Source organism: Bifidobacterium sp. B4079, assembly GCF_026537385.1.
Taxonomy (GTDB): domain Bacteria; phylum Actinomycetota; class Actinomycetes; order Actinomycetales; family Bifidobacteriaceae; genus Bombiscardovia; species Bombiscardovia asteroides_I.
Genome location: NZ_JAFNMH010000008.1, coordinates 2,838 through 5,197, shown reverse-complemented (window position 1 = coordinate 5,197; position 2,360 = coordinate 2,838). Strand labels below are relative to the sequence as shown.

Below are 2,360 nucleotides of genomic sequence, written 5' to 3'. Positions count from 1 at the left end.
AGGCTTCATGGAATCCTTATCTTGGAGGGGGCTTCCCGCTTAGATGCTTTCAGCGGTTATCCCATCCGAACGTAGCCAACCGGCCGTGCCGCTGGCGCGACAACCGGCATACCAGAGGTTCGTCCACCCAGGTCCTCTCGTACTATGGGCAGGGCTCCTCAAGATTCCAACGAGCGCAGAGGATAGAGACCAAACTGTCTCACGACGTTCTGAACCCAGCTCGCGTGCCGCTTTAATCGGCGAACGGCCGAACCCTTGGGACCTGCTCCAGCCCCAGGATGCGACGAGCCGACATCGAGGTGCCAAACCATCCCGTCGATATGGACTCTTGGGGATGATCAGCCTGTTATCCCCGGGGTACCTTTTATCCGTTGAGCGATGCCGCGTCCGTACGCCGGCACCGGATCACTATCTCCGACTTTCGTCCCTGCTCGACCCGTCGGTCTCGCAGTCAAGCTCCCTTGTGCGATTGCACTCAACACCCGATTGCCAACCGGGCTGAGGGAACCCTTGGGCGCCTCCGTTACTCTTTGGGAGGCAACCGCCCCAGTTAAACTACCCGCCAGGCACTGTCCCTGGCCGGGATGACCGGCCGAGGTTAGAGGCCAGATGAGGACAGAGCGGTATTTCACATTCCGGCTCCACGGATGCTGGCGCACCCGCTTCGAAGCCTCCCGCCTATGCTACACAGTCCGCACCTAACGCCAATACCAAGGTATAGTAAAGGTCCCGGGGTCTTTTCGTCCTTCTGCGCTTAACGAGCATCTTTACTCGTACTGCAATTTCGCCGAGCTCCTGGTCGAGACAGTGGGGAAGTCGTTACGCCATTCGTGCAGGTCGGAACTTACCCGACAAGGAATTTCGCTACCTTAGGATGGTTATAGTTACCACCGCCGTTTACCGGGGCTTGAATTCACCGCTGCCCCCCCGAAGGGGATGACGGATCCTCTTAACCTTCCGGCACCGGGCAGGCGTCAGTGCATATACAGCGACTTACGTCTTCGCATGCACCTGTGTTTTTGGTAAACAGTCGCTACCCCCTGGTCTGTGCCGCCCCCCACGGCTCCGCGCGCGAAGCGCCTCACCGCAAAGGGCCTCCCTTATACCGAAGGCACGGGAGTGATTTGCCGAGTTCCTTGACCAGGATTCGCTCGATCGCTTTGGTATACTCTACCTGACCACCAGTGTCGGTTTAGGGTACGGGCGGCGCCACTCCTCACGCCGAAGCTTTTCTCGACGGAACGGCACACCGGATTCGGGGCACAAGACCCCCCATCATCACACCTCGCGCTCATGCCGGGCGGATTTGCCTGCCCGACGCGCCGCATGCTTGACCACGGATAACCACCACCGCGGCCCGGCTCCCGTTCCGTGTCACTCCTGCGCTACCCGCCACGCATCCACACGCCAGTCCCGCATCATCGGACGGTCCGAAGACCATCACCCGACACAGGTAAGGGCATGCTTCCACGTCTTGGATTGGACGGCTTGACGCCGGTAGGAGAATATCGACTCCTTCATCCATTCGACTACGCCTGTCGGCCTCGCCTTAGGACCCGACTCACCCGGGGACGACGAACGTGGCCCCGGAACCCTTGGTCATCCAGCGGACGGGATTCTCACCCGCCTCTCGCTACTCATGTCTGCATTCTCACTTCCACGCGGTCCACGGCCGGCTCACGCCGCCGCTTCACCCCACGCGGAACGCTCTCCTACCCAGCACAGCAAACTGCGCTGCCGCGTCTTCGGTGGCGTGCTTGAGCCCCGCTACATTATCGGCGCGGAACCACTAGACCAGTGAGCTGTTACGCACTCTTTCAAGGATGGCTGCTTCTGAGCCAACCTCCTGGCTGTCTATGCGACTCCACATCCTTTCCCACTTAGCACGCGCTTAGGGACCTTAGACGACGATCTGGGCTGTCTCCCTCTCGACGACGGAGCTTATCCCCCGCCGACTCACTGCCGCGATACACCTCTCACGTATTCGGAGTTTGGCTGCTGTCGGTACCCGATACGGGCCCTCAAGCATCCAGTAGCTCTACCCCATGGAGGCACTCACGCGACGCTGCACCGAAATGCATTTCGGAGAGAACCAGCTATCACGGAATTTGATTGGCCTTTCACCCCTAGCCCCAGGTCATCGGCCCGGTTTTCAACCCAGGTCCGTTCGGTCCTCCACGCGGTCTTACCCGCGCTTCAACCTGCCCAGGGCTAGATCATCCCGCTTCGGGTCCAGGACACGCGACTGGAACGCCCTTATCGGACTCGCTTTCGCTACGGCTGCCCCACACGGGTTAGCCTCGCCACGCACCACTGACTCGCAGACTCATTTTTCGATAGGCACGCCGTCACCCCGAAGG

The 2,360-nt window shown here is 60.4% G+C and carries 1 rRNA gene (only partly in view); it reads right to left on the bottom strand.

Annotated features, from left to right (window positions below):
- Window positions 1–2,360: ribosomal RNA gene (locus J3T95_RS09090) — 23S ribosomal RNA — on the bottom strand (its annotated part continues 702 nt past the right edge of the window); the annotation flags it as partial.